The sequence below is a fragment of the Salinisphaera orenii subsp. halophila YIM 95161 genome, from assembly GCF_003732545.1.
Lineage (GTDB): Bacteria > Pseudomonadota > Gammaproteobacteria > Nevskiales > Salinisphaeraceae > Salinisphaera > Salinisphaera orenii_A.
Genome location: NZ_AYKF01000016.1, coordinates 1 through 1,425 on the forward strand (window position 1 = coordinate 1; position 1,425 = coordinate 1,425).

1 protein-coding gene is annotated in these 1,425 nt (G+C 64.6%); it reads left to right on the forward strand.

Going from position 1 to position 1,425, the window contains the following annotated elements; all coding sequences use genetic code 11:
• Positions 1–89 precede the first annotated feature (89 nt).
• Positions 90–1,415, forward strand: a complete 1,326-nt coding sequence (locus tag SAHL_RS02140) for an IS4 family transposase (protein WP_123589775.1) — start codon at positions 90–92, stop codon at positions 1,413–1,415.
• Positions 1,416–1,425: the final 10 nt, after the last annotated feature.

Below are 1,425 nucleotides of genomic sequence, written 5' to 3' on the forward strand. Positions count from 1 at the left end.
CGTAATGCTGTTCACTTAAGCATTGCAGGTTAGGCGGAGCTTACCGAGAATCCGGCTTTCACATGTGGAAGCCGGATTTTTTTGTGTCCTTGCAAGAGCGCCTGTTCGACCTCGACGATCTGCATTCTTTCTCCGACCTGAGCACGTTCACGCAGAACATCCCGATCGAATGGGTTGAGTCCGCGTTGCATCTGGCCTCGAAGGCGACCATCCGACGCCGGCGCCTGCCTTCGGATCAAGTGCTGTGGCTGGTCCTGGGCATGGCGTTGTTTCGCAACGAACCGGTCGCCGAGGTGGCCCGGCGTCTGAACATCTGCGCCCGAGGCCTGGCCACCGATCATCTGTTGGCACCCAGCGGCGTGTCGCAGGCGCGCCAGCGCCTGGGATGCGAGCCGGTCGAGTGGCTGTTTCGCCAGACCGGGGCCTGCTGGGGCAGCGAACGTTACCCCGGCGACGACTGGCACGGCCTGCAGGTGCTGGCGGTGGACGGCGCCGTGCTGCGCACGCCCGATACCCCGGCGCTACGGGATCACTTTGGCTCGGGCAATACCGGCACGGACCGGCAGACGCCATATCCCATGATGCGGGTCGCGGCCCTGATGAACGTGCGCTCGCATGTCGTGCTCGACGCCCAGCTCAGCCCGTATCGGCGTAGCGAGATGCGCCTGGCCGAGACCTTCATCGACCGGATCCCGAATCACACCGTCACCTTGTTCGACAAGGGATTCTGGGGCGCGGACCTGTTGCTGCGCGTGGCCACCCTCGGAACTCAGCGTCATTGGCTTATTCCCGCGCGCAAGGGCTTGGTCGGCGAGACCATCGCCACCTACAACGCCGACGACCGGTTGCTGCGCATGCGCGTGTCGCCGCAGGCGCGCCAGCGTAACCCGGACCTGCCCGCGACCTGGGACGTGCGCGCGGTGCGCATGGCGTACAAAGGCAAACGCCAGACCGTGTTCACCTCACTGCCCGCCGCCGACTATGACACCGAGGCGGTCGCCGCCCTGTATCGCGAGCGTTGGGAGATCGAAGTCGGGTTCCGGGATATCAAAAGCGCCTTGCAGCACAATGCGGTCACGCTGCGCAGCAAGACCGTGGATCTGGCGTATCAGGAAGTGTGGGGGTTATTGCTGGCCTACAACGTGATCCGGCGCGAGGCCAGTCAGGCAGCCCTGGTCCACGGCCAGGACCCGACTCGTATCCGCTTCAAGTTCGCCTATCAGTACATCGCGGCCCAACTGATCGTGATGGCGGCCGCCCAGCCGTTATCGCGTACCGGGGCCCGACTGTCCGAACTTCGAGCCGGGGTGGCGCAGCTGTGCCTGGATCACCGCCCTCGGCCATCGAGGCCGAGGGCGGTGAAGATGTCGAAGACCCGATATCCGCTCAATCGGCAAGCCGCGCCGCTTAAGTGAACGGCATTAC